The sequence below is a fragment of the Streptomyces sp. NPDC042201 genome (assembly GCF_055582185.1).
Map to the genome: position 1 here is coordinate 244,447 of NZ_JBVJDS010000002.1, position 22,626 is coordinate 267,072.

Below are 22,626 nucleotides of genomic sequence, written 5' to 3' on the forward strand. Positions count from 1 at the left end.
GGCCGCCGGGTTCCTCGCCCGTGCAGCGCGGGGGAGGACTCGGCGGCCCGTGGGCGGCTACGTGGCCCGGGTCAGGGTCAGTGCACGGGGTCTCCCGATGTGGCCGCGGGCAGCTCCACCTTGACGCCCGGGTCACCGGCGTCGGCCGTGTAGTCGGACGGGCTGGTCTCGTCGATGCCGTCCGGCGCCTTGGCCGCCCGCAGCACAAAGGTCAGCACCACGGTGATCACCACATTGAGCACGAACGCGGTGAGGCCGATGTAGCCGATCTCACCGAGCCCCGGGATCTCCTTGGACGAGCCGCCGAAGTGTGCCTGCGTCGGGCTGGCGACGCCGTACGCCGCGGCCGTGCCGTACAGCATGCCGGCGCCCCAGCCGATGAGCAGCGCCCAGCGGTGGAACCACCGGGTGAACAGACCGCCCACCAGCGCCGGCATCGTCTGGAGGATCCAGATGCCGCCCAGCAGCTGGAAGTTGATCGCGACCGTCTTGTCCATGGACAGGACGAAGGCCAGCGCACCCACCTTCACCAGCAGCGAGACCAGCTTCGACACCTTGGTCTCCTGCGCCGGAGTCGCGTCCGGCTTGATGAAGTCCTTGTAGATGTTGCGGGTGAAGAGGTTCGCCGCGGCGATCGACATGATCGCGGCGGGCACCAGCGCGCCGATACCGATGGCCGCGAAGGCCACCCCCGCGAACCAGTCGGGGAACATGGTCTCGAAGAGCTGCGGAATCGCCAGCTGCCCGTTGTCCACCTTGATCCCGGCGGCGATGGCCATGAATCCGAGCAGCGCCAGCAGCCCCAGCATCAGCGAGTAGAGCGGCAGTATCGTGGTGTTGCGCCGGATCACCTCGCGGCTACGGCTGGAGAGCGTCGCCGTGATGGAGTGCGGATACATGAAGAGCGCCAGCGCGGAACCGAGCGCCAGCGTGGCATAGCCCCACTGCCCGGCCTCGCCCGGCGCGAGCGCGCCCCGCGGCTGGCCGGTCGCCGGATTGGGCTGCGCGAACGCGTCACCCGCCTTGGCGAAGATGTCGTCGAAGCCGCCCAGTTTGATCGGGATGTAGATGATCGCCACGACGATCACGATGTAGATCAGGGTGTCCTTGACGAACGCGATCAGCGCGGGCGCCCGCAGCCCGGACGAGTAGGTGTACGCGGCGAGCACGCCGAAGGCGATCAGCAGCGGCAGGTCCCTGATGAACCAGTGGGTGTTCTCGCCGCCGCCGACGCCCATCACGTCCAGCACCGCCTGGATGCCGACGAGCTGGAGGGCGATGTACGGCATTGTGGCGAGGATGCCGGTGACCGCGACCGCCAGCGAGAGCCCCTTCGAGCCGAAGCGGCCGCGCACGAAGTCCGAGGTGGTCACATACCCGTGCTTGTGCGACACCGACCACAGCCGGGGCAGGAAGGTGAAGATCAGCGGGTAGACGAGAATGGTGTACGGCACGGCGAAGAAGCCGGCCGCGCCCGCCGCGTAGATCGCCGCGGGTACGGCGACGAAGGTGTACGCCGTATAGAGGTCGCCGCCGAGCAGGAACCAGGTGACCCAGGTGCCGAACGAGCGGCCGCCCAGGCCCCATTCGTCGAGGCTCTGCTCGTTCGCGGCCTTGCGCCAGCGCGACGCCAGGAAGCCCATGACGGTGACGGCCAGGAAGAAGAAGATGAAGACGGCGAGTGCCACGCCGTTCACGCCGTCGTTCATCGCGACGCACCCCCCTTGCGGGAGCGCTGGTCACGCTTCCACAGCTGATAGGCCAGCATGGTCAGCGCGGCCGAGATGAGGACCCAGAGCATCTGGTACCAGTAGAAGAACGGGATACCGATGAAGGCCGGGTCGGTCTTCGCGTACGAACTCACCCACAGCATCGCCACGAAGGGCGCGAGGAGACAGAGGCCGATGACCACCCGCATGGGTGTGACCGTGGGCGGTTTCTCTTCAGGAACTTCTGACATACCGCGGCTCCGTCCCCTCACTGATCGCCTGTCGTAATGCGCAGGTAATCTAGGCGCGGGTCTCACCCACCGTCACCCCCCGTCCGCATATCGGTACGGCAACGGTATGCGGCGGTCATACGAAAGAACCGGGCCCGAGAGCCCGGTTCCTGATGGCCCGTCCGTTTCGTCAGTGGGCCGGGGTCGGTCCGCTTCGTCAGCGGGCCGGACGCTTCAGCCGCGCCACGAACTTGTAGCGGTCACCGCGGTACACCGAACGCACCCACTCCACCGGCTCACCGTCGCCGTCGAGGGAGTGCCGCGAGAGCATCAGCATCGGCAGGCCGACGTCCGTACCGAGCAGCCCGGCCTCGCGCGGGGTGGCCAGGGAGGTCTCGATGGTCTCCTCGGCCTCGGCCAGGTGCACGCCGTACACCTCGGCCAACGCCGTATAGAGAGACGTGTACTTGACGAGCGAGCGGCGCAGGGCGGGGAAGCGCTTCGCCGACAGGTGCGTGGTCTCGATGGCCATCGGCTCACCACTGGCCAGCCGCAGCCGCTCGATGCGCAGCACGCGTCCGCCCGCGGTGATGTCGAGCAGCCCGGCCAGCGTGTCGTCGGAGGTGACGTAGCCGATGTCCAGCAGCTGCGAGGCCGGCTCCAGGCCCTGGGCCCGCATGTCCTCGGTGTACGAGGTGAGCTGGAGGGCCTGGGAGACCTTGGGCTTGGCCACGAAGGTGCCCTTGCCCTGGATACGTTCGAGCCGGCCTTCGACCACCAGCTCCTGGAGCGCCTGCCGTACGGTCGTGCGCGAGGTGTCGAACTCGGCGGCGAGCGTACGTTCCGGAGGCACCGGCGTGCCGGGCGGCAGCGTCTCCGTCATATCGAGCAGATGACGCTTCAACCGGTAGTACTTTGGCACCCGTGCCGTGCGGGTGGCAGCCCCGCCCTCGGTCTCCGTGCCGCCCCCGTCCTTCACCATGGCCTGCCTCCCCGACTCCTGTGCTGCTGCCGTCACCGGCTCCTCCGTCTGTCGCGGCTCACATGGTGGCACGGTCCGGTCACGGGTCGTCGCCCTCCCTCAGGTGTCGGTCCGATAACGGACAGGACTGCCCTTCTTATACACCCTTGACACCCCTAAAGGTCTAGGCCAAGCTCCCCGTACTGGTCTAAACCATTAAAGACCAGGTCCCAGCCCCAGCAGTACTCGTCGTAAGTCTTCGCGGTGGGCAGGGGTTGCAGGCATCCCTGAGGAGGGTGGCGTGAAGCGCAAGCTCATCGCGGCGGTCGGCGTCGCGGGCATGTTGGTCAGTATTGCCGCGTGTGGCTCGGATGACAGCACAGCGTCGAAGGATCCCAAGGACCGTAAGGAGACGCTGACCGTCTGGCTGATGTCGGACGCGCAGAGCACCTGGCCGGAGCTGGTCAAGGACGTCAACGCGCAGTTCAAGGAGAAGTACCCGAACGTCCAGGTCAAGATCCAGTACCAGCAGTGGGCGGACAAGGCCAAGAAGCTCGACGCGGCGCTCGCCGGCGACAAGTACCCGGATGTCGTCGAGCTCGGCAACACCGAGACCATGACGTACATCCTCAACGGGGCACTCGGCGAGATCGACCCGAAGAAGTACGAGAACTCGGACACCTGGATCAAGGGCCTGAAGGACACCTGCTCCTTCGAGGGCAAGCAGTTCTGCGTGCCCTACTACGCCGGTGCGCGAGTGGCGATCTACAACAAGGACATGTTCAAGGCCGGTACCGGCTCGGACCAGCTGCCCACCACCGAGGCCGAGCTGACCGCGGCGCTCGACAAGGTCGGCGCCAAGTACGGCAAGGACAAGGCCTTCTCGCCGCTCTACCTGCCGGGCCGCTACTGGTACGCGGCCATGTCCTACGTCGCGGCGTACGGCGGCCAGATAGCCGCGTACGACGAGGGCGCGAAGGAGTGGAAGGCCAGCCTCTCCACCCCGGAGGCCCAGAAGGGCATCCAGCACTTCGTCGACCTGGTGAACAAGTACAACCACGGCGACAAGACCAAGGACGAGGCGGATCACGCCAACGTCATGGCCAACGAGAAGACCGCGCTTCTCTACGGCAACGGCTGGGAGGCCGGCAGCGTCGTCGACTCCGCCGCGAACGGCAACCCGAAGCTGAAGGACAAGATCGGGACAGCCGGTATGCCCGGCCCCGACGGCAAGGTCCTGCCGTCCTTCATCGGCGGTTCCGACCTCGCCACCATCTCCAAGTCCAAGGTCCAGGACCTCGCCGAGGAGTGGATCGCGGCCTTCACGAGCGGCAAGTCGCAGGAGGTGCTCGTCTCCAAGAACATCCTGCCGAACAACACCAAGCAGCTGGAGCCGCTGAAGGCGAAGCCGGAGACCGCGCCGATCGCGAACGCCGTCCCCGACGCGTGGTTCACCCCGATCGCCCCGGGCTGGACGGCCATCGAGAAGAAGGAAATCCTCGAGGTCATGCTGCTGGACATCATCAAGGGCAAGTCGGTAGCCGAGGCCACGAAGGCGGCCGACGCGGAGATCAACGAGCTGATCAACGAAGAGTCCTGAGCCCGCCGGGCCGCTGAGCCCGCCGAGTTCGTGAGTCTCCGGCTCTGTGGAGACTCTGTTGATCGCACGCGGGGGGTGGCGGGACCGATTCCGGGTCCGTCGCCCCCCGTCCTCCGGTACCAGGTCCGAACGGAAGGCCAGCACAGTGAGTGCCGCCGACATGAAAGCAGCCGACCCGCCGGTGTCCATCGCACGGGTCACCGAAGAGATCGGCCCTCAGCCGCCCGAGGACGCGCCGCGCAAGCCACGCAAGTCCGGGGCACTGCTGCCGTATCTTCTGATCGCCCCCGCGTTCGCCGCGATAGCCGCCGTCTTCGTCTGGCCGTTCGTGAAGACGGTCATCATGTCCTTCCAGGACGTCGGCCGCCGTGAGCTGTGGACCGGAGACCCCGCCCCCTGGGTGGGCTTCGACCAGTTCACCGAGATCCTCGGTGACGGCGAGTTCTGGGCCGTCGTCCAGCGGACCATTGTCTTCATGATCGCCTGTGTGGTGGCCACCATGGTCATCGGGCTCGGCATCTCCATGATCATGCAGCGCATGGACACCTGGGTGCGGCTGCTGCTCACCGCCGCCCTGGTCGCCGCCTGGTCGATGCCCCTGCTGGTGGCGACCTCCATCTTCCGGTGGTTCGCCGACTCCGACTACGGCGTCCTGAACATGGTGCTGACCAAGTACCTCGGGGTGGACGCCCAGGGTCACAACTGGTTCCTCGACCCCAAGCAGGGCTTCCTCATCATCGGCGCGGTCGTCGTCTGGGGCGCCATCCCCTTCGTCGCCGTCACGCTCTACGCGGCGCTGACCCAGGTCCCCCGGGAGCTGGAGGAGGCCGCGTCCCTCGACGGGGCCGGCGTGGCGGGAGTCTTCCGCTATGTGACCTGGCCGGTCATCAAGCCGGTGTTCCAGATGGTGGCCACCCTGTCCGTCCTCTGGGACTTCAATGTCTTCGGCCAGATCTTCCTGATCCGCGGCAACAAGCCGGAGCCGGAGTACTCGGTCCTCGGCATCTACTCGTTCGAGAAGGCATTCGAGTCCAACTCGTTCAGCCAGGGCGCGGCCATCTCGCTCATCACGGTCCTGCTGCTGTCCGGCGTCGCCGTGTACTACCTGCGCCAGCTGCTCAAGATCGGAGAGGTCGAGTGAGCGCCGCCACCCCCCAGGTCCTGCGACCGGACCGTAAGAAGAACCGGCTCGTCTACAACATCCTGGGCCTGGGCGTGTTCGTCCTCATGGCCTTCCCGGTGTACTGGCTGATCATCAGCTCGCTGCGGCCGAACCACGAGATCCGCAGTTACGACCAGACCCTCTGGCCCTCGTCGATCACCTTCGACAACTTCCAGCGGGCCGTGAACCAGCCGAACTTCGGCACGGCCATCGAGTCCAGCCTGATCGTGTGCGGCGTCGCGGTCCTCGGCGGCATGCTGCTCGCCACCATCGCCGCCTTCGCCATCGGCCGGTTCAAGTTCCGCGGCCGGAAGTTCTTCATGATCGTGCTGCTCGTCGTGCAGCTGCTCCCGCCGACCGCGATGCTGATCCCCATCTACATCCAGCTCAACGACCTGGGCGGGCTGAACGAGTACTGGGGCGTCATCGTCATCTATCTCGTCTCGACCCTGCCCTTCGCGACCTGGATGATCCGCGGCTTCATCGTCAACATCCCGCCGGAGCTCGAGGAGTCCGCGATGGTGGACGGCTGCAGCCGGATGGGAGCCTTCTGGCGGGTGACGTTCCCGCTGCTCGCCCCCGGCCTCGCCGCCGCGGCGATCTTCTCCCTGATCACCGCGTGGAACGAGTACCTCCTCGCCTATGTGGTGCTCCAGGACAACGACAAATACACGCTGAACGTGTGGCTGATGAACTTCACCACCTCGCGTGGCATCGACTACGGAGCTCTGATGGCCGCTTCGACCCTGATCGCCATCCCGGTCGTGGCCTTCTTCCTCTTGGTGCAGAAGTACATGGCCACCGGCCTCACTTCCGGCGCAGTGAAGGGTTAGGACCGCCGATGACGACGCTCGTAAGCAGTACGGACACCCTGACCCGCGACGCCCTCGCCGTCCTCCAGCCCGGCTTCCTCGGCACCACCGCCCCGGACTGGCTGCTGCGGCACATCGGCGAGGGCCTCTCCTCCGTCGGCCTGTTCGGCCGCAACATCGCCTCGCCCGAGCAGCTCGCCGCGCTCACCGCGCGCCTGCGGGCCGAGCGGGACGACGTCCTCGTCGCGATCGACGAGGAGGGCGGCGACGTCACCCGGCTGGAGGTCCGGCACGGCTCCTCCTTCCCGGGCAACTACGCCCTCGGGACGGTCGACGACCTGGACCTCACCCGGGACGTCGCCAGGGAGCTCGGCCGGCGGCTCGCCGAGTGCGGGGTCAACCTCAACTGGGCCCCCTCCGCGGACGTCAACTCCAACCGCGACAACCCGGTCATCGGGGTACGGTCCTTCGGCGCCGATCCCGAACTGGTGGCCCGGCACACCGCCGCGTACGTGGAAGGCCTGCAGAGCGCCGGTGTCGCCGCCTGCACCAAGCACTTCCCCGGCCATGGCGACACCGCGGTGGACTCGCACCACTCGATGCCCCGTATCGACGTGGGTCTGGACACGCTGCACGCCCGTGACCTGCTGCCTTTCCGCGCGGCCATCACGGCGGGTTCCAAATCCGTCATGAGTGCGCATATCCTGCTTCCCGCGCTCGACCCGAACCGCCCGGCGACCCTGAGCCCGCAGATCCTCACCGGTCTGCTGCGCGAGGAGCTGGGCTTCGACGGCCTGATCGTCACCGACGGCATGGAGATGCAGGCCATCGCCTCGACGTACGGAATCGAGCGCGGCTCGGTCCTCGCCATCGCGGCAGGCGCCGACGCCATCTGTGTCGGCGGCGGCCTGGCGGACGAGGAGACCGTACTGCGGCTGCGCGACGCGCTGGTGGCGGCGGTACGGGACGGCGAACTGCCCGAGGAGCGACTGGTCGACGCGGCCGCGCGGGTGCGCGCCCTCGCCGACTGGACACTTCGGGTCAGGGGGGCTTCGGAGCCGGGCGCGGCTTCACAGGAGGGGACCACGCCCGGCACCGCTATCGGACTGGTCGCGGCCCGGCGCGCGCTGCGGGTGACGGGGACGGTGCGGCCGCTCGACAGCGCGCCGTACGTCGCCGCCTTCACCCCGGTCGCGAACATCGCCGTCGGGGACGAGACCCCGTGGGGCGTCGCCGCGGAGCTGGGGCGCCTGCTGCCCGGCACGGAGACGGGCGCGTACAACGGCGCCGGAATCGCGGGCACGGACACCGGCGCGCTGGTCGCGAAGGTGCTCGCGGCGGCGGACGGGCGCACGATCGTCGCCGTCGTACGCGATCTCCACCGGCATGTCTGGATGTCGGACGCCCTGGACGCCCTGATCGCCGCCCGGCCGGAGACGGTCGTGGTGGAGATGGGGGTGAACGAGGCGGAGCCGAGGGGGGTCCTGCACATCGCGACGCACGGCGCGGCGCGGGTGTGCGGACTGGCGGCGGCGGAGATCATCGCGGGCCGCACGGACTGAGTTCCGGCCGATGACGAGTCCTGGCCGGTGACGCGCCCCGGCCGGGACGGACGGAAACGGTGCCGGGCCGCCCCTCGTGGGCGGCCCGGCACCGTTTCTTTGCGCCGTGCGTGCGGGCGCTGCCGTGCGGGCGCCGGAGACCCTCTAGATGCCCTGCCACTCCGGCTTGGTGGCGTAGGTGGCGCGGAAGTAGTCGGCGAGCTTCAGCTTGGACGCCGCCGCTTCGTCGACGACCACGGTGGCGTGCGGGTGCAGCTGCAGCGCCGAGGCGGGCACCAGCGCGGCGACCGGACCCTCGACGGCCTGCGCCACGGCCTCGGCCTTGCCCTCACCCGTGGCCAGCAGCACCAGGTGGCGGGCCTCCAGGATGGTCCCGATGCCCTGGGTGATGACGTGGTGCGGCACCTCGTCCAGGCTGTCGAAGAACCGGGCGTTGTCCTCCCGGGTCTGCCGCGTCAGCGTCTTGATCCGGGTGCGCGAGGCGAGCGAGGAGCACGGCTCGTTGAAGCCGATGTGCCCGTCCGTACCGATGCCGAGCAGCTGGAGATCGATTCCGCCGGCCTCGGCGAGCGCGCGGTCGTACGCCTCGCACGCCGCCTGGACGTCCTCGGCGGTGCCGTCGGGGCCGAGGAAGGAGCTTTCGCTCAGCCCCAGCGGCTCCACGACCTCGCGCAGGACGACCGAGCGGTACGACTCGGGGTGGCCGGACGGCAGCCCCACGTACTCGTCGAGCTGCGCGATGCGCGCGGCAGAGGCGTCCACGGCGCCGGAGCGGACCGTGGCCGTCAGCGCCTGGTAGATGGGCAGCGGGGTCGATCCCGTGGCCACGCCGAGCAGGGCGTCGGGCTTGCGGCGCAGCAGGGCGGCGATGCTGTCCGCGATGAGTTCGCCGCCTGCCGTGGCGTCCTGGACGATGACAACTTCCACGCTGGGCCCCTGCCGGTCTGATGATGCGACTGTTGTGGTATAGACCAATGTAGCAGAGGCGTAAGAACGATCAGGGGCTGCCGGGGGTACGGGGCGAGGCGGGCGCGGGGCGGCCGGGCGGGGCCGGGGAGGTCTTCCGGGGCCCGGTGACGGGAGGGGCGGCGCCGTCAGGGCGGGGCGGCCGTCGCGAGGGAAGTCACCCGCGGGCCGCGGCGCCGCGACGAGACCCTCGGCCCGTCCGGCACCGCAGCCCGGAGTTGCTACGGCCGGCGGGAGTGCGGTCCCGCGTGGCCGTGGGAGAGGCGCCGGCGCAGTCAGGGCAGAGAGCGCCGGGTACCTCGTTCCGCCCTCCTGTGCGGGGAGGGTGGAGGCTTTACCTCATCATTGTGGACTAGACCATTCTGCCCTGTCCATGCGTGCGGGCGGCCTATTTCCCGCCGCTCCCGCCGGGACCGACCATGGTTCGTCCTGGTTCATACCGCGAGTACGCTCCCTGTGTGCCCTCCATGAACGACCTCGTACGCCAGCACACAGCCCTCAGTGAATCCGACCTCGAGTGGCTCCATCTGCTGGTCTCGGAGTGGCAGCTGCTCTCCGACCTGTCCTTCGCCGACCTGGTGCTCTGGGTTCCCACCCGCGACGGCACCCGCTATGTGTCCGTCGCCCAGATGCGCCCCAACACCGGCCCCACCTCCTACCAGGACGACATGGTCGGCCATCTCGTCCCGCGCGGCCGCCGGCCGCTGCTCGACGCGGCGCTCGACGAAGGGCGGATCGTCCGGGAGGGCGACCCCGAGTGGCGCGAGGAGGTGCCCGTACGGGTCGAGTCCATCCCCGTACGCCGCGACGGCCGCGTCCTCGGCGTCATCGCGCGCAACACCAATCTGCTCACCGTCCGCACCCCCAGCCGGCTGGAGCTGACCTATCTCCAGTCGGCCTCCGATCTGGCCCAGATGATCGCGGCCGGGTCCTTCCCGTTCCCCGGTCAGCAGGTCGACATGGACGCCTCCCCGCGCGTTGGCGACGGACTGATCCGGCTCGACGCCGACGGTGTCGTCCAGTACGCCAGCCCCAATGCCCTCTCCGCGTATCACCGGCTGGGACTCGCGTCCGACCTGGTGGGACATCACCTCGGCAGGACCACGGACGAACTGGCTCCCGCCCGTGGCCCGGTGGACGAGGCCATGGTGAAACTGGCCAGCGGCTACGCCCCCCGGGAGACCGAGGTGGAGGGCAGCGGCGGTGTCATCCAGCTGCGCGCCATTCCGCTCAAGCCGAAGGGCACCCGGATCGGCTCGCTGGTGCTGCTCCGTGATGTCACCGAACTCCGGCGCCGCGAGCGCGAGTTGATTACGAAGGACGCCACCATCCGGGAAATCCACCACCGGGTGAAGAACAACCTCCAGACGGTAGCCGCGCTGCTCAGGCTCCAAGCCCGGCGGATGGATTCCCCGCAGGGCAGGGAAGCCCTCAACGAGGCGGTACGGCGCGTCGGTTCGATCGCGATCGTTCACGAGACGTTGTCCCAGAATTTGGACGAGCGCGTCGAATTCGACGAGATCGTCGACCGCGTGCTGGCGATGGTCGCCGAGATCTCCCCGGGCAAAGTCGTCTGCCGCCGCACGGGCAGGTTCGGCATTCTCGACGCCGAAGTGGCCACCCCGCTCTCGATGGTGCTCACCGAAATTCTCCAGAACGCGCTGGAACACGCCTTCGCGCCGGGGGACCAGGGCCGGGTCGAGGTCTCGGCGATCCGCAGCGGTGAATCGCCGGTGAAGCGGGGGGAGGGTTCCCGCTCGGACGCCCGGTTGCTGATCACCGTTCAGGACGACGGGCGCGGACTGCCCGAGGGATTCGATCCGCAGCGGGCCGGAAATCTGGGGCTGCAGATCGTACGGACCCTGGTGGAAGGGGAGTTGGGCGGCGGCTTCGACATGGTGCGGGCGCCGGTGCGCGGTACGCATGTGGTGCTCGACATTCCGGTGGAGCCACAGAAGTAGTCGCGCGCCGGACGGGATCGCGGTCCGCACAGCATCGAGCCCCGGACCGTGGTGACGGTCCGGGGCTCGGCTCGAAGCTCATATTGCGATGCGCATCGGGGGTACTGCGCGCTGCGTTTCAAGGGCGGGACTATGCGTACACGCTGTACGCTCCGCCGGCCTCAAGCTCGTTCAGGGTGGATCAGGCGGTCGCGTTACGCGCCCGGTTGCGAGCGGCGCGACGCTTCATAGCGCGGCGCTCGTCCTCGCTGAGGCCACCCCAGACACCCGAGTCCTGGCCGGACTCGAGCGCCCACTGCAGGCACTGCTCCATGACGGGGCAGCGACGGCAGACGGCCTTGGCTTCCTCGATCTGCAGCAGCGCAGGACCGGTGTTGCCGATGGGGAAGAAGAGCTCGGGGTCTTCCTCGCGGCAAACGGCGTTGTGACGCCAGTCCATGGCTGCTACCTCTCTTGGTATTACATACAGATTGCTTGTGAATGTGAACGCTTTCACGAATCCCTCGACAAGGGAAGGGCCGCACACCAGACAGACTGGTGTGGTCCTTGGTTCGAGGAGGGGTTCTGGTTCTCAGGGAGGCCGATGTTGCGGGCCGTCCCGAGCGCCAAGTAGAGATTCGCAAACCTCGGCTGCGGATACAACCCCTTCTGGAAAGTTTTTTTTGATTCCTCGGTGTCGACTAGGTCACAGCCGTACTTCCATGGGGTGGATGCCAGCCTAAACGTTCGAGTGAAAGGACTTTGGCCCCTTCCACTCACACAATCACACGCAGTGCACGGCGTACGCCTGTGAACGTCACGCTCGTGCGCAGTCCGAGGTGGTCGCCGTCCATCTGGAAGGGGAGGGGCGCCTTGGAATGCAAGGTGAAGTCCGTCAGGTCATGAAGAGAGACGGCATGCCGCCCATGAGGGCCCCGATCGGGGGTCGAAGTGAGCAATTGAGTCGCGTACCGAGCCACTGCCGGGGTGGACAATTTGCTCAGTCCGAGCACATCCAGGGCCGTGTCGAAGGAGGCCCCGGGAGACGCGTACATCGGACGATTGCCCAGGTAGGTATAGGGCGAGGTATTGCAGACTATGGACAGCACGAGGTCCTTGACCGGGTCACGGCCGGGGCGCTCAAGAGTGATCATCCCATGCCGGCGGTGCGGTTCCTCCAGGAACTGGCGTACCACCTGGCGCACATAGAGGGCGTGCGTCGACCGCTTCCCGCGCTCCCGCTGTTGTTCGACTCGGCCGACCACCCCGGCGTCGAATCCGAATCCGGCGCAGAAAGTGAACCAGCGGGACGGCACCGACTCGTCTTCCGTGCCGGGCGTCCCGGCCGCCAGTCCCAGACCGACCGTACGTTCGCTTCGCAGCGCGAGCGCGTCGAGAATCGCGCCGGTCGCCTCCACCGCGTCATTGGGCAGCCCGAGCGCGCGGGCGAAGACATTGGTCGAGCCGCCGGGGACGACCGCGAGGCGTGGCAGCCGGTCGGGATCGGGGCCGTTGTGCAGCAGACCGTTCACGACCTCATTGACCGTGCCGTCCCCGCCGAGGGCGACGACCATCTCGATGTCGTCGGAATCGGCGGCCCGCCGGCCCAGATCGCGAGCGTGGCCGCGGTACTCCGTCGTCACCGCCTCCAGCTTCATCTCGCTGGCGAGCGCGTGGATCAATACGTCGCGGGTGCGGGCACTGGTGGTGGTTGCTGCCGGATTGACCACAAGGAGTGCGCGCATGCCCAGCAGATTACCGGCCGGACGACGGAGGGTCGTCCCCGGTACAGCGGCGGCTACCCTGCAGGGGTGAGCAGCAGTGAGCGGACCACCCCTGTACCGTCCCCGCGTCCCCCGCGCCTGACCGTGGCGGCCGGCGCCTGTGGGCTCGAAGCCCTGGCGCTGATCGTCGGCGGTGTGTATCTCCTGGTGATGGGGTTGCTGGGACGGCCCGACCGCCCGGAGCAGGCGGAGATGGGCGGTCTCACCCTGATCGCGCTCGGGGTCATCCCGCTGATCGCCGCGCGCGGTCTGCTGCTGTGCCGCGGCTGGAGCCGGGGGCCCGCGCTGATCACCCAGATCATGGCCCTGCCGGTCGCCTACACGCTGCTGACCTCCTCGGGCGGGCTGATCCCGGCCGGGATCGCGCTCGCGGTGGTCGCCGTGACGGGCCTGGTCCTGGTGGTCAACCCGACGACGACCGAGGCGCTGGGCATCGGCCGCCCGGCCGACGACTCCCGGCGCTGAGACCGGGCCGGCCGCCTGCCTCTCGGGTTTCCTTCTCCGGCCTGCTCCTCCGGCCTACTCCTCCACGAGCAGCCGCTCGCGCAGCTGCGCCAGCGTGCGCGCCAGCAGACGCGAGACATGCATCTGGGAGATGCCGACCTCCTGCGCGATCTGCGACTGGGTCATATTGCCGAAGAAGCGGAGCAGCAGAATCCGCTTCTCCCGCGGCGGAAGATCCTCCAGCAGCGGCTTGAGGGACTCCCGGTACTCGACGCCCTCCAGCGCCTCGTCCTCGGAGCCCAGCGTGTCCGCGACCGCCGGTGACTCGTCGTCCGTGTCCGGGACGTCCAGCGACAGCGTGGAGTACGCGTTGGCGGACTCCAGGCCCTCCAGGACCTCTTCCTCCGAGATGCCCAGCCGCTCCGCCAGCTCATGGACCGTGGGCGAACGGCCGTGCTGCTGCGACAGCTCGGCGGTGGCCGTCGTCAGTGAGAGACGCAGCTCCTGGAGCCGCCGCGGCACCCGCACCGCCCAGCCCTTGTCCCGGAAATGCCGCTTGATCTCGCCCACGACCGTCGGTGTCGCGTATGTCGAGAACTCGACACCGCGGTCCGGATCGAACCGGTCCACCGACTTGATCAGGCCGATGGTCGCGACCTGCGTCAGATCGTCGAGCGGCTCGCCGCGGTTGCGGAACCGTCTCGCGAGATGCTCGACCAGCGGCAGATGCATCCGCACCAGCTGGTTGCGGAGGTCCGCCCGAGCCGCCGAGCCGTCGGGCAGCTCGCGCAGCTCGATGAACATCGCCCGTGCCCCGCTGCGGTCATGTGGATCGTGGTGTTGCTCGCTCATAAAGGCCGCCCGCTCTGCCTGCGCCTGCTCCGCCGCGGCCGTCTGGCCGTCAACCCCGTCCTCCGGGTGGGGACGGGCCTGCTGCTCCGGGATGCCCGCCGGGGCGAGCACCGGCTCCACCGGAGCTTCGTGCCCTCCCCCGGGCTCCCGTGGGATGCGCCCCTCGTCACGCATCGGACCGTCCCCGTTCCTCACGCCGGCCCAGGTCCCGCGCCGCGCTGTTTGTAGAGGCTGATGGTGACCGTGCGGTCCTCGGCGACGGTCGATTCGACCTTGCCGGCCAGCGCCGACAGCACCGTCCAGGCGAACGTGTCGCGTTCCGGAGCGCGTCCGTCGGTGGTGGGGGCCGAGACGGTCACTTCGAGTGAGTCCTCGACGAGGCGGAAGACACAGCTGAGGACGGAGCCCGGTACGGCCTGCTGAAGCAGGATCGCGCAGGCCTCGTCCACCGCGATGCGGAGGTCCTCGATCTCGTCGAGGGTGAAGTCCAAACGCGCCGCGAGGCCGGCCGTGGCCGTACGCAGCACGGACAGGTAGGCACCCGCAGCGGGCAGCCGGACTTCCACGAAGTCCTGAGTCCCGGGCTCGCCTGCGATCTGGGACACCCTCACCTCCAAGGTGGCACAAGCTCTTCAGGGCCCCGGGACAGGACATGTCCCGGAGCCTTGCGGTACGTGTTCGGTACGTAGCCGGTCTGGACTGGCGACGCTATCGCGATCCATGGTGCCCTGTCGCCGGGCCCCCGCCCGACACCTGTCACTCATGGTAAGCATATGGGCACGGAAAGCACCCAGGGGTCTGTGGGGCCCAATTGCGAAGAACCGGCGAAGGGTTGACGTACCCAGGCGTCAGACGATCGAACCGTCCACAAAGCACCACCGCCAGTTCTGACCGGGCTCGAACGTCCGCATCACCGCATGGCCCGTGTCCTTGTAGTGCTGCGTGGCGTGCTGGTGCGGCGAGGAGTCGCAGCAGCCGACCTGGCCGCACACGAGGCAGAACCGCAACTGAACGGGATTGCTGCCGGCCGCCAGGCACTCGGAGCAGGTCTCGCCCTGCGGCGCGGGCTCGGGGCGCGGCAGTTCCGCGATGTGGGGGCACTCGCTCATGATGACCAGGTTACGACGCGCGTGAGGACGGTGGAATGGACGTATTGCAGCTGGTCGCGCTGGTGGCGGCCAGCGCGGCGATTGCCGGCGCGGCCCGCAGGACACCGGTGGCCGCGCCGCTGCTGCTGGTGACCGTGGGGCTGATCGCCGCGTATGTGCCGGGCGTGCCGGACTACACGCTCGATCCGCACATCGTGCTGCCGCTGCTGCTGCCACCCCTGCTGTACACGGCCGCGGTGGACAGTTCGTACCTCGATCTGCGGGCGAACATCCGGCCGATCGCCCTGCTCTCCATCGGCTATGTCCTCTTCGCGACCCTCGCCGTCGGCTGGCTCACCTATCTGCTGGTGCCCGGTCTGCCGCTGACCGTGGCCCTGGTGCTGGGCGCCGTCATCGCGCCGCCGGACGCGGTGGCGGCCACGGCCATCGCCCGCAGACTGGGACTGCCGAACCGGATCACCTCCATCCTTCAGGGTGAGTCGCTGGTGAACGACGCGACCGCGATCACCGCGTTCAAGGTGGCGCTGGCCGCCGCGGTCGGCGAGGGGGCGAGCTGGGCCGGTGGCGTCGAGGAATTCGCGCTGGCGTCGCTCGGCGGGGTCGGTGTGGGGCTGGTGCTGATGGTGCCGCTGCACTGGCTGCGTACGCATCTGACCGACGCCCTGCTGCAGAACACCCTCTCGCTGCTGATCCCCTTCCTCGCCTACGCGCTGGCCGAAGAGGTGGGGGCGTCGGGGGTGCTGGCCGTCGTGGTGGTCGCGCTCTATCTCGGACACCGCGCCTGGCAGGTGGACTTCGCGACCCGGCTCCAGGAGGCCGCGGTGTGGAAGATGGTCGCCTTCGTCCTGGAGTCGGTGGTCTTCGCGCTGATCGGACTGCAACTGCCATTCGTTCTGCGGGGGCTCGGGCAGTACGGGGTCTGGCAGGCCCTGCTGTACGCCGTCGGCGTCTTCGTGGCGGTGGTGGTGGTCAGATTCATCTGGGTCTTTCCGGCGACTTTCCTGCCGCGCGCGCTGTTTCCGAGAATCAGGGAACGCGAGCCGGGGGTCACCTGGACCGCGCCGCTGATCGTCGGCTGGTCCGGTATGCGCGGAGTGGTGTCGCTGGCCATCGCCTTCTCCATTCCGGTGACGCTGCACAACCACCAGCCGTTCCCCGGGCGCAATCTCGTGCTGTTCCTGACCTTCACGACCGTCATCGGCACGCTGGTCGTGCAGGGGCTCACGCTGCCGCCGCTGATCCGGCTGCTGAAGCTGCCGGGGCGCGACCTGCAGGCCGAGACGCTGGCCGAGGCGCAGGCGCAGAGCGAGGCGTCCCTGGCGGCGGAACGGCGGCTGGACGAGCTGCTGGCCGATGAGCGCAACGCGCTGCCGGAGCCACTGGCCCAGCGGCTCCGTGACGTGCTGGAGCGTCGCAGGAACGCGGTCTGGGAGCGGCTCGGGACGGTCAACGAGATGACGGGGGAGTCGGCGGACGATACCTACCGGCGGCTGTCGGGGGAGATGATCGCGGCGGAGCGCGCGGTGTTCGTGGAGCTGCGGGACCGGCGGCGGATCGACGACGAGATGATGCGGACGCTGCTGCGGAGGCTGGACCTGGAGGAGGCGGCGGCCTACCGGGAGGACGGCTCCGACTGACCAAACTGACCACACTGACTAAGGGGACGGCTCGGGACATCCGGTGATGACGGCGGCGACGGAGCTGCCCGGCGGAAAGGCGCCCTCCTCCACCAGGGCCGTGAGGCCGTACAGCATCTTGGCGACGTAGAGACGCTCCACCGGAAGCCCGTGCCGGTCCTCGAAATCCTCGGCGAAGGCGTCGAGGAGGGGAGAGGTGCGGGCGAAGCCGCCGAAGTGGAAGCGGTCGTCGAGGCGCCAGTCGCCGGCGGGGCCGCCGAACGCGGCGTGCTGGAGGTCCCGTACCTCCTGGTCCAGGAAGCCGCCCCTGAGGACCGGGAAACCCACGGCCCGCTGATCCGTCCCGAGTCCGGCGGCGAGCCCCGCGAGCGTCCCGCCGGTCCCGCAGGCGACGGCGACGGTACCGGCCGCACCGCGCAGCTCCCGGCCGAGATCCGCGCACCCCCGCACGGCGAGCGCGTTGCTGCCGCCCTCGGGCACGACGTACACGGAATCGCGCTCCAGCCCCGTCCGGGCGCAGACGGCCGTCACGACCTCGGGATCGGCCTTGCGACGATAGGTCGCGCGGTCCATGAAGTGCAGCCGCATCCCGTCGGCCGCGCACCGGGCGAGCGACGGATTGAGCGGGTGGCCGGCCAGTTCCTGTCCCCGTACGACCCCGACCGTGGCGAAGCCCAGCAGCCGCCCGGCGGCCGCGGTCGCGCGCAGATGGTTGGAGTACGCGCCGCCGAAGGTCAGCAGGGTGCGCCGGCCGGCGGCGGCCGCGGCCCGCAGGTTCGGCGCGAGTTTGCGCCACTTGTTGCCCGGCAGCTCCGGATGGATCAGATCGTCACGCTTGAGCAGCAGCCGTACGCCGTGGCGGGCGAAGCGCTCGTCCTCGGCGGGCCGCAGCGGCGAGGGGAGCCGCGGCCGCAGGGCGGTGAGATCGAGCGCTTCGGAGGAGGTCACCCCTCCATTGTCGGGTCCGCCGGGCCCGGTGACGGGTCGGCGGTCACTTCAGACGGTCGTGAATACGGGCCCGCATGGACGACATGCTGAAGCCGCGGGGGTCGACCTTGCCGGGCTGCCACTCCAGATGCCCGATCACCGAAGGCGCTTCCCACCCGTGGTAGCGGCAGACGGCGGCCGCGGCCTTCTCGATGGCCTCCAGCTGGGCGTCGGGCCACGGGTCCTTCCCGTCGCCGAGGTTCTCGCACTCGAAACCGTAGAAATGCCGGTTTCCGTCCGTGTTCGCCTCGTTGTCCGACGGAAGGCCCTTCTCCGCGATCACGGCCCGCAGGACGTCGTCGTCGCCGAGCCCCGCGTGGTTCGCCCGGCCGTAGCCGACCAGATGGACGATGCCGTCCTTGGCGATGACACCGTGACACAGCGGCCCCGGCAGCTCCGCGTAGCCGTCGCGGCAGAGACGGACGGTGGCGGCGGTGCCCTTGGTGACGGTGTGGTGGATCATCACGCCGTGCATCGGGCCCCAGGGCCCTTTGTGATTGCGGTTGTGGGTGCGCCAGTTGCCGACCTGGACGACCGTCACCCCTTCGTTCTGCAACGCGTCGAGGAAACGGTCCGCGGACATAGGGGTGGCCATGGCCGACTCCTTCTGGTCGTGAGCGGAATGTCTCGTACCGGAATATCTTGTCCCGCTTATACCCGAAGCGCCGTGATGTCACCCGCTGTTCGTACGGTGTGCGAGCGGATCCGGACATCGGGGCGCGGGGCTGGGCGGGGTGTGGCTCGGTGCGGTGCGGGGTGGCTGATGGGCCGTCGGGCTGAACCTCAGCGTGTTGTGCCCCGTCCTGCGGGATTCAGTCCCACTCATTTGTGTAATGGCGCATCCACTCTCTGTGCTGGAAGTCTTTCCTTTGCAGGTCAGCACATGATCGAGAGGGAGACTTCATGTCGGTTGGTGACGAGGTCCGTGCAGTGCAGCCGCCGCCCCAGCAGAGTCTGGGAACGGCCGCCGCCCGGAACCTGGCGACCACCACCAAGTCGGTGCCGCAGATGCAGGAGATCACCTCACGGTGGCTGCTGCGGATGCTGCCGTGGGTTCAGGTGCAGGGCGGCACCTACCGGGTGAACCGCCGGCTCAGTTATGCCGTCGGTGACGGACGCGTGACATTCGTGCAGACGGGGGACCGGGTGGCGGTCATCCCCGCCGAGCTCGGCGAGCTGCCGGCGCTGCGGGGGTATGGCGACGAGGACGTGCTGGCCGAGCTGGCGCGCCGCTGCGAGCAGCGGGAGTTCGCGGCGGGCCAGGTCCTCGCCGCGACCGGTGATCCGGCGGACCAGGTCTTTCTGCTGGCGCACGGCAGGGTGGAGAAGGTGGGCGCAGGTCCCTACGGGGACGAAGCGGTCCTGGAAGTGCTCGCCGACGGGGCGTACTTCGGAGACCAGGCCCTGGTGGACGGGGAGGCCGCCTGGGAGTACACGGCGCGCGCGGCGACGGCGTGCACGGTGCTGGTGCTGTCGAGGCAGGACGTGCGGAACCTCGCGGAGCGCGCGGACTCGCTGCGCGGCCATCTGGAGTCGCTGGCGTTCGTACCGCACCAGCGGACCAACAAGTACGGGGAAGCGGAGATCGATCTGTCCGCCGGCCATGTCGGCGAGGCGGTCGTGCCGCACACGTTCGTGGACTACGAAGGGGCGCCGCGTGAGTACGAGCTGAGCGTCGCCCAGACCGTGCTGAAGGTCCACAGCAGGGTCGCCGATCTCTACAACCAGCCGATGAACCAGACCGAGCAGCAGTTGCGGCTCACGGTCGAGGCGCTGCGCGAGCGCCAGGAGCACGAGCTGATCAACAACCGCGAGTTCGGTCTGCTCAACAACTGCGACTACGGACAGCGGCTGCAGCCGCACGGCGGCGGGCCGAGCCCGGACGACATGGACGAGCTGCTCTCGCGCCGCCGTGGCTCGAAGCTCTTCCTGGCGCATCCGCGGGCCATCGCCGCCTTCGGGCGGGAGTGCAACAAGCGAGGCATCTACCCGGACAGCGTGGAGGTCGCGGGCCATCATGTGCCTGCCTGGCGGGGGGTGCCGATCTTCCCCTCGAACAAGATTCCGATCTCCGACGCCAGGACGACCTCGATCATCTGTATGCGTACGGGCGAGGCCGAGCAGGGGGTCGTCGGTCTCCAGCAGAGCGGTATCCCGGACGAGATCGAGCCGAGCATGTCGGTCCGCTTCATGGGCATCGACGAGCAGGCGATCATCTCCTACCTGGTCACGGCCTACTACTCGGCGGCCATCCTGGTGCCGGACGCCCTCGGCATCCTGGAGAACGTCGAAGTGGGCCGCTGGAGCTGAGCGCGACCGGTCCCGGGTGGGCCGGCCGGCCGTCGCCCGCCCGCCGGGCCGCGCGGCCCGCCCACCCGGACCCCGGTCCTCGATATCCGGGCCCCGATACCGGCACGGGGTCCGCACATATGCTGCAAGAGGAAGTGACCGTGACCATGACCAGCACGGATGCCGCCACCGAGGGCCATGAGGCCGTGGCTCTCCTGGAGCGCACCCGCACCGCTGTCCATCCGGAACTGCGATCAACCGTCGAGTCGTTGCCCGGTTCCATACGCCGGGTCGCGATGTACCACTTCGGCTGGGAGCATGCCGACGGCACCCCGGCCTCCGGGCGGGCCGGCAAGACGATCAGGCCCGCGCTCGTCCTCGCCGCCGCCCGGGCGCTCGGCGGGAATCCGCTCCACGCCGTACGGGCCGCTGTCGCCGTCGAACTGGCCCACAACTTCACACTGCTCCATGACGATGTGATCGACGAGGATCCGACCCGGCGGCATCGCGCCACCGCCTGGACGGTCTTCGGCACCCCGGACGCGATCATCGCGGGTGACGCGATGATGGCCCTCGCCCTGCGGCTGCTCGCCGAGGACCCGCATCCGGCGTCGCCCGCGGCCTCGGCCCGGCTCGCGGCCTGTGTCATCGAGCTCTGCGCGGGCCAGCAGGCGGACTGCGCCTTCGAGCAGCGCGCTCCGGACGATGTCTCACTGGACGAGTGCGTCGCCATGGCGACGGCCAAGACGGGCGCCCTGCTGGGCACGTCCTGTGCGCTCGGCGCTCTCTACGCGGGCGCGGCGGAGGAGGAGGTCGCCGCGCTGGACGCCTTCGGCCGGGAGGCGGGGCTGGCGTTCCAGTTCATCGACGATCTGATGGGGATCTGGGGCGACCCCGACCGTACCGGCAAGCCGGTCGGCGCCGATCTGGCCGCGCACAAGAAGTCCCTGCCGGTGGTCGCGGCCCTGGCCTCCGGCACCCCGGCCGCGGAGGAACTGGCGGAGCTGTACCGGAGTCCGATGGACGCCACCGCGGTCCGGCGTGCGGCCGCCGCGGTCGAACGGGCCGGTGGGCGCGACTGGGCGCAGCTCCAGGCGGCCGACCGGATGTCCCGGGCGGTCCATCAGCTGTCCCGGGCGGTCCCCGACCTCACGGCCGCCGGTGATCTGCTGGCCCTGGCGGAGTTCGTCACGCGCCGTACCCGCTGAAACAACCGGCCGGGCCAACCCTAGGATCGCAGCGTCGTATGGACGATCCAGGAGGAGGGCCGGGAGATGGGCACAGGGATCAGGCAGGCGGGGGAGGGGGACCGGGCGACCCTGGTGCGGCTGCTGGACGAGGCGTTCGCGCACGACCCGGTGAGCTGCTGGGTGTTCCCCGACGAGGCCCATCGCCGCAAGGTGCACGGCCTGTTCCTGGGGGTGTTCGCCGATATCGCACTCGCCGAGGGCCGGGTGGACATCATGGAGGACGAGACGGCCATGGCGCTCTGGCTCCAGGTGCCCGCCGGCCTGCCCGAGGAGGAGGACGACACCCCGGCCCGGATGCGGGCGACGGCCGATCCCGACAATGAACGGGCCGAACTGATCGGGCGACTGACGGGCGCGATCCATCCGCACGACCGGGCGCACGAGTATCTGCTGATGATCGCGGTGTCCCCGGAGCACCAGGGCAAGGGGCTCGGCCGGGCGCTGATCGAACCGGTGCTGGAGCGCTGCGACCGTGACGGCATACCGGCCTATCTGGAGGCGAGCAGCGAGCGCAGCAGCCGTCTCTACGAGCGGCTCGGATTCGCCTTCACGGGGACCACCGTCGATCTGCCGGACGGTCCGCACATGTGGCCCATGTGGCGCGAACCGCAGGGTCGTTGAGCGGCCCGCCGTAGAAAAGGAGCTTGCGTTACCACTACAGCTGGAGCACTATGGATGAAGTGGTCAGGCGCTCTTGAGGGGTGCCCGGCCGTCCCCGTCGTCCAGTGACCCAGAGGATCGGTTTGCGCAAACTCACGTATTACATCGCGGTGTCGATCGACGGCTTCATCGGAGACCCCGCCGGCGACGCGACGTGCTTCCTGCCCTTCGTGGACGAGGAGCTCTTCGCGTACCTGAAGGCGAACTATCCGGAGACGATGCCGACAAACGGCCGTCAGGCCCTCGGCATCGACGACCTGGAGAACCAGCGGTTCGACACCGTCATCCAGGGCCGGGCCAGTTATGACGTGGCCCTGGAGATGGGTGTCACCAGTCCCTACACGCATATGCGGCAGTACGTGGTGTCCCGGAGCATCAAGGAGAGCCCGGACCCCGCGGTCGAGATCGTCTCCGGCGATGTGGCCGAAAAGGTCCGTGAGCTCAAGGCGGAGGAGGGCGGCCTCGGTATCTATCTCTGCGGCGGCGCCGACCTCGCCGGGCAGTTGACCGAGGAGATCGACGAGCTCGTCATCAAGACGTACCCCCTGGTTCTCCGCTCCGGGATGCCGATGTTCGCGGCGGACTGCGACATCAGTGAGTTCACGCTGGAGTCCGTGAAAGCCTTCGGGAACGGCGTGCTCGTCAGGAAGTACACCAGGAAGCGGTGACCCA

General features: G+C 68.9%; 22 protein-coding genes. 11 read left to right on the forward strand and 11 right to left on the reverse strand.

What is annotated here, in order from left to right:
- Positions 1-77: 77 nt before the first annotated feature.
- The 3 genes from mctP to ACZ6MZ_RS05015 form a co-directional block, all read right to left on the reverse strand.
- A complete protein-coding gene (gene mctP, locus ACZ6MZ_RS05005; protein WP_384184077.1) occupies positions 78-1,709 on the reverse strand; it encodes a monocarboxylate uptake permease MctP in 1,632 nt (543 codons plus the stop codon).
- Positions 1,706-1,960, reverse strand: coding sequence for a DUF3311 domain-containing protein (locus tag ACZ6MZ_RS05010; protein WP_384184080.1), 255 nt, complete (start codon positions 1,958-1,960; stop codon positions 1,706-1,708). The genes mctP and ACZ6MZ_RS05010 overlap by 4 nt, the downstream gene beginning before the upstream one ends.
- A 196-nt stretch (positions 1,961-2,156) precedes the next feature.
- A complete protein-coding gene (locus ACZ6MZ_RS05015) occupies positions 2,157-2,921 on the reverse strand; it encodes a GntR family transcriptional regulator (protein WP_384184225.1) in 765 nt (254 codons plus the stop codon).
- Between the two features lie 280 nt (positions 2,922-3,201).
- Between ACZ6MZ_RS05015 and ACZ6MZ_RS05020 the strand changes: the two genes are divergently transcribed.
- The 4 genes from ACZ6MZ_RS05020 to ACZ6MZ_RS05035 all read left to right on the forward strand — a co-directional run bounded on the left by ACZ6MZ_RS05020 (position 3,202) and on the right by ACZ6MZ_RS05035 (position 8,036).
- Complete coding sequence (locus tag ACZ6MZ_RS05020) at positions 3,202-4,500, forward strand: sugar ABC transporter substrate-binding protein (protein WP_389677496.1); 1,299 nt, start codon at positions 3,202-3,204, stop codon at positions 4,498-4,500.
- A 145-nt stretch (positions 4,501-4,645) separates the two neighbouring features.
- Positions 4,646-5,641 (forward strand): carbohydrate ABC transporter permease, encoded by a 996-nt coding sequence (locus tag ACZ6MZ_RS05025; RefSeq protein WP_469349877.1) that lies wholly within the window; start codon positions 4,646-4,648, stop codon positions 5,639-5,641.
- Positions 5,638-6,495 carry a carbohydrate ABC transporter permease gene (locus tag ACZ6MZ_RS05030; protein ID WP_384184089.1) on the forward strand — a complete coding sequence of 286 codons (858 nt, stop codon included), beginning with the start codon at positions 5,638-5,640 and terminating at the stop codon, positions 6,493-6,495. Before ACZ6MZ_RS05025 ends, ACZ6MZ_RS05030 begins: the two co-directional genes overlap by 4 nt.
- An 8-nt stretch (positions 6,496-6,503) precedes the next feature.
- Positions 6,504-8,036, forward strand: coding sequence for a glycoside hydrolase family 3 protein (locus ACZ6MZ_RS05035; RefSeq protein ID WP_469349879.1), 1,533 nt, complete (start codon positions 6,504-6,506; stop codon positions 8,034-8,036).
- Positions 8,037-8,180: 144 nt separating this feature from the next.
- On the opposite strand, the gene nagB is transcribed toward ACZ6MZ_RS05035, so the two are convergent.
- The gene (gene nagB / locus ACZ6MZ_RS05040) at positions 8,181-8,963 is read right to left on the reverse strand and encodes a glucosamine-6-phosphate deaminase (RefSeq protein WP_386878364.1); all 783 of its coding nucleotides are present in this window, start codon (positions 8,961-8,963) and stop codon (positions 8,181-8,183) included.
- A gap of 497 nt (positions 8,964-9,460) precedes the next feature.
- Here nagB and ACZ6MZ_RS05045 point away from each other — a divergent pair, with 497 nt between their 5' ends.
- Entirely contained in the window at positions 9,461-10,963 is a 1,503-nt protein-coding gene (locus tag ACZ6MZ_RS05045) for a sensor histidine kinase (RefSeq protein WP_469349882.1), read from the forward strand.
- Positions 10,964-11,144: 181 nt separating this feature from the next.
- Here the strand turns inward: ACZ6MZ_RS05045 and ACZ6MZ_RS05050 are convergent, their stop codons facing one another.
- The gene (locus tag ACZ6MZ_RS05050) at positions 11,145-11,402 is read right to left on the reverse strand and encodes a WhiB family transcriptional regulator (protein ID WP_004937597.1); all 258 of its coding nucleotides are present in this window, start codon (positions 11,400-11,402) and stop codon (positions 11,145-11,147) included.
- 316 nt (positions 11,403-11,718) lie between these two features.
- Positions 11,719-12,687 (reverse strand): diacylglycerol/lipid kinase family protein, encoded by a 969-nt coding sequence (locus tag ACZ6MZ_RS05055; RefSeq protein ID WP_384184099.1) that lies wholly within the window; start codon positions 12,685-12,687, stop codon positions 11,719-11,721.
- A gap of 66 nt (positions 12,688-12,753) precedes the next feature.
- Here ACZ6MZ_RS05055 and ACZ6MZ_RS05060 point away from each other — a divergent pair, with 66 nt between their 5' ends.
- Positions 12,754-13,191, forward strand: a complete 438-nt coding sequence (locus ACZ6MZ_RS05060) for a hypothetical protein (RefSeq protein WP_384184102.1) — start codon at positions 12,754-12,756, stop codon at positions 13,189-13,191.
- 54 nt (positions 13,192-13,245) lie between these two features.
- On the opposite strand, the gene ACZ6MZ_RS05065 is transcribed toward ACZ6MZ_RS05060, so the two are convergent.
- From ACZ6MZ_RS05065 to ACZ6MZ_RS05075, 3 genes are all read right to left on the reverse strand, one after another.
- Entirely contained in the window at positions 13,246-14,196 is a 951-nt protein-coding gene (locus ACZ6MZ_RS05065) for an RNA polymerase sigma factor SigF (RefSeq protein WP_384184105.1), read from the reverse strand.
- A gap of 17 nt (positions 14,197-14,213) precedes the next feature.
- Positions 14,214-14,627 carry an ATP-binding protein gene (locus ACZ6MZ_RS05070; protein ID WP_329829332.1) on the reverse strand — a complete coding sequence of 138 codons (414 nt, stop codon included), beginning with the start codon at positions 14,625-14,627 and terminating at the stop codon, positions 14,214-14,216.
- Positions 14,628-14,870: 243 nt separating this feature from the next.
- Positions 14,871-15,131 (reverse strand): UBP-type zinc finger domain-containing protein, encoded by a 261-nt coding sequence (locus tag ACZ6MZ_RS05075; RefSeq protein ID WP_469349885.1) that lies wholly within the window; start codon positions 15,129-15,131, stop codon positions 14,871-14,873.
- Between the two features lie 35 nt (positions 15,132-15,166).
- Here ACZ6MZ_RS05075 and ACZ6MZ_RS05080 point away from each other — a divergent pair, with 35 nt between their 5' ends.
- A complete protein-coding gene (locus ACZ6MZ_RS05080; protein ID WP_389790754.1) occupies positions 15,167-16,768 on the forward strand; it encodes a Na+/H+ antiporter in 1,602 nt (533 codons plus the stop codon).
- A gap of 18 nt (positions 16,769-16,786) precedes the next feature.
- Here the strand turns inward: ACZ6MZ_RS05080 and ACZ6MZ_RS05085 are convergent, their stop codons facing one another.
- Both ACZ6MZ_RS05085 and ACZ6MZ_RS05090 read right to left on the reverse strand, forming a co-directional pair.
- Entirely contained in the window at positions 16,787-17,716 is a 930-nt protein-coding gene (locus ACZ6MZ_RS05085; protein WP_469349887.1) for a 1-aminocyclopropane-1-carboxylate deaminase/D-cysteine desulfhydrase, read from the reverse strand.
- A 43-nt stretch (positions 17,717-17,759) separates the two neighbouring features.
- Positions 17,760-18,350 (reverse strand): N-acetylmuramoyl-L-alanine amidase, encoded by a 591-nt coding sequence (locus ACZ6MZ_RS05090; RefSeq protein ID WP_469349889.1) that lies wholly within the window; start codon positions 18,348-18,350, stop codon positions 17,760-17,762.
- A gap of 308 nt (positions 18,351-18,658) precedes the next feature.
- Here ACZ6MZ_RS05090 and ACZ6MZ_RS05095 point away from each other — a divergent pair, with 308 nt between their 5' ends.
- From ACZ6MZ_RS05095 to ACZ6MZ_RS05110, 4 genes are all read left to right on the forward strand, one after another.
- Positions 18,659-20,065: a family 2B encapsulin nanocompartment shell protein gene (locus ACZ6MZ_RS05095; RefSeq protein WP_469349891.1), complete on the forward strand. Its 1,407-nt coding sequence runs from the start codon at positions 18,659-18,661 to the stop codon at positions 20,063-20,065.
- A 146-nt stretch (positions 20,066-20,211) separates the two neighbouring features.
- Positions 20,212-21,252 (forward strand): family 2 encapsulin nanocompartment cargo protein polyprenyl transferase, encoded by a 1,041-nt coding sequence (locus ACZ6MZ_RS05100; RefSeq protein WP_384184122.1) that lies wholly within the window; start codon positions 20,212-20,214, stop codon positions 21,250-21,252.
- Between the two features lie 66 nt (positions 21,253-21,318).
- Entirely contained in the window at positions 21,319-21,915 is a 597-nt protein-coding gene (locus tag ACZ6MZ_RS05105; RefSeq protein WP_384184123.1) for a GNAT family N-acetyltransferase, read from the forward strand.
- 122 nt (positions 21,916-22,037) lie between these two features.
- Positions 22,038-22,622, forward strand: a complete 585-nt coding sequence (locus ACZ6MZ_RS05110; RefSeq protein ID WP_384184126.1) for a dihydrofolate reductase family protein — start codon at positions 22,038-22,040, stop codon at positions 22,620-22,622.
- Positions 22,623-22,626 lie beyond the last annotated feature (4 nt).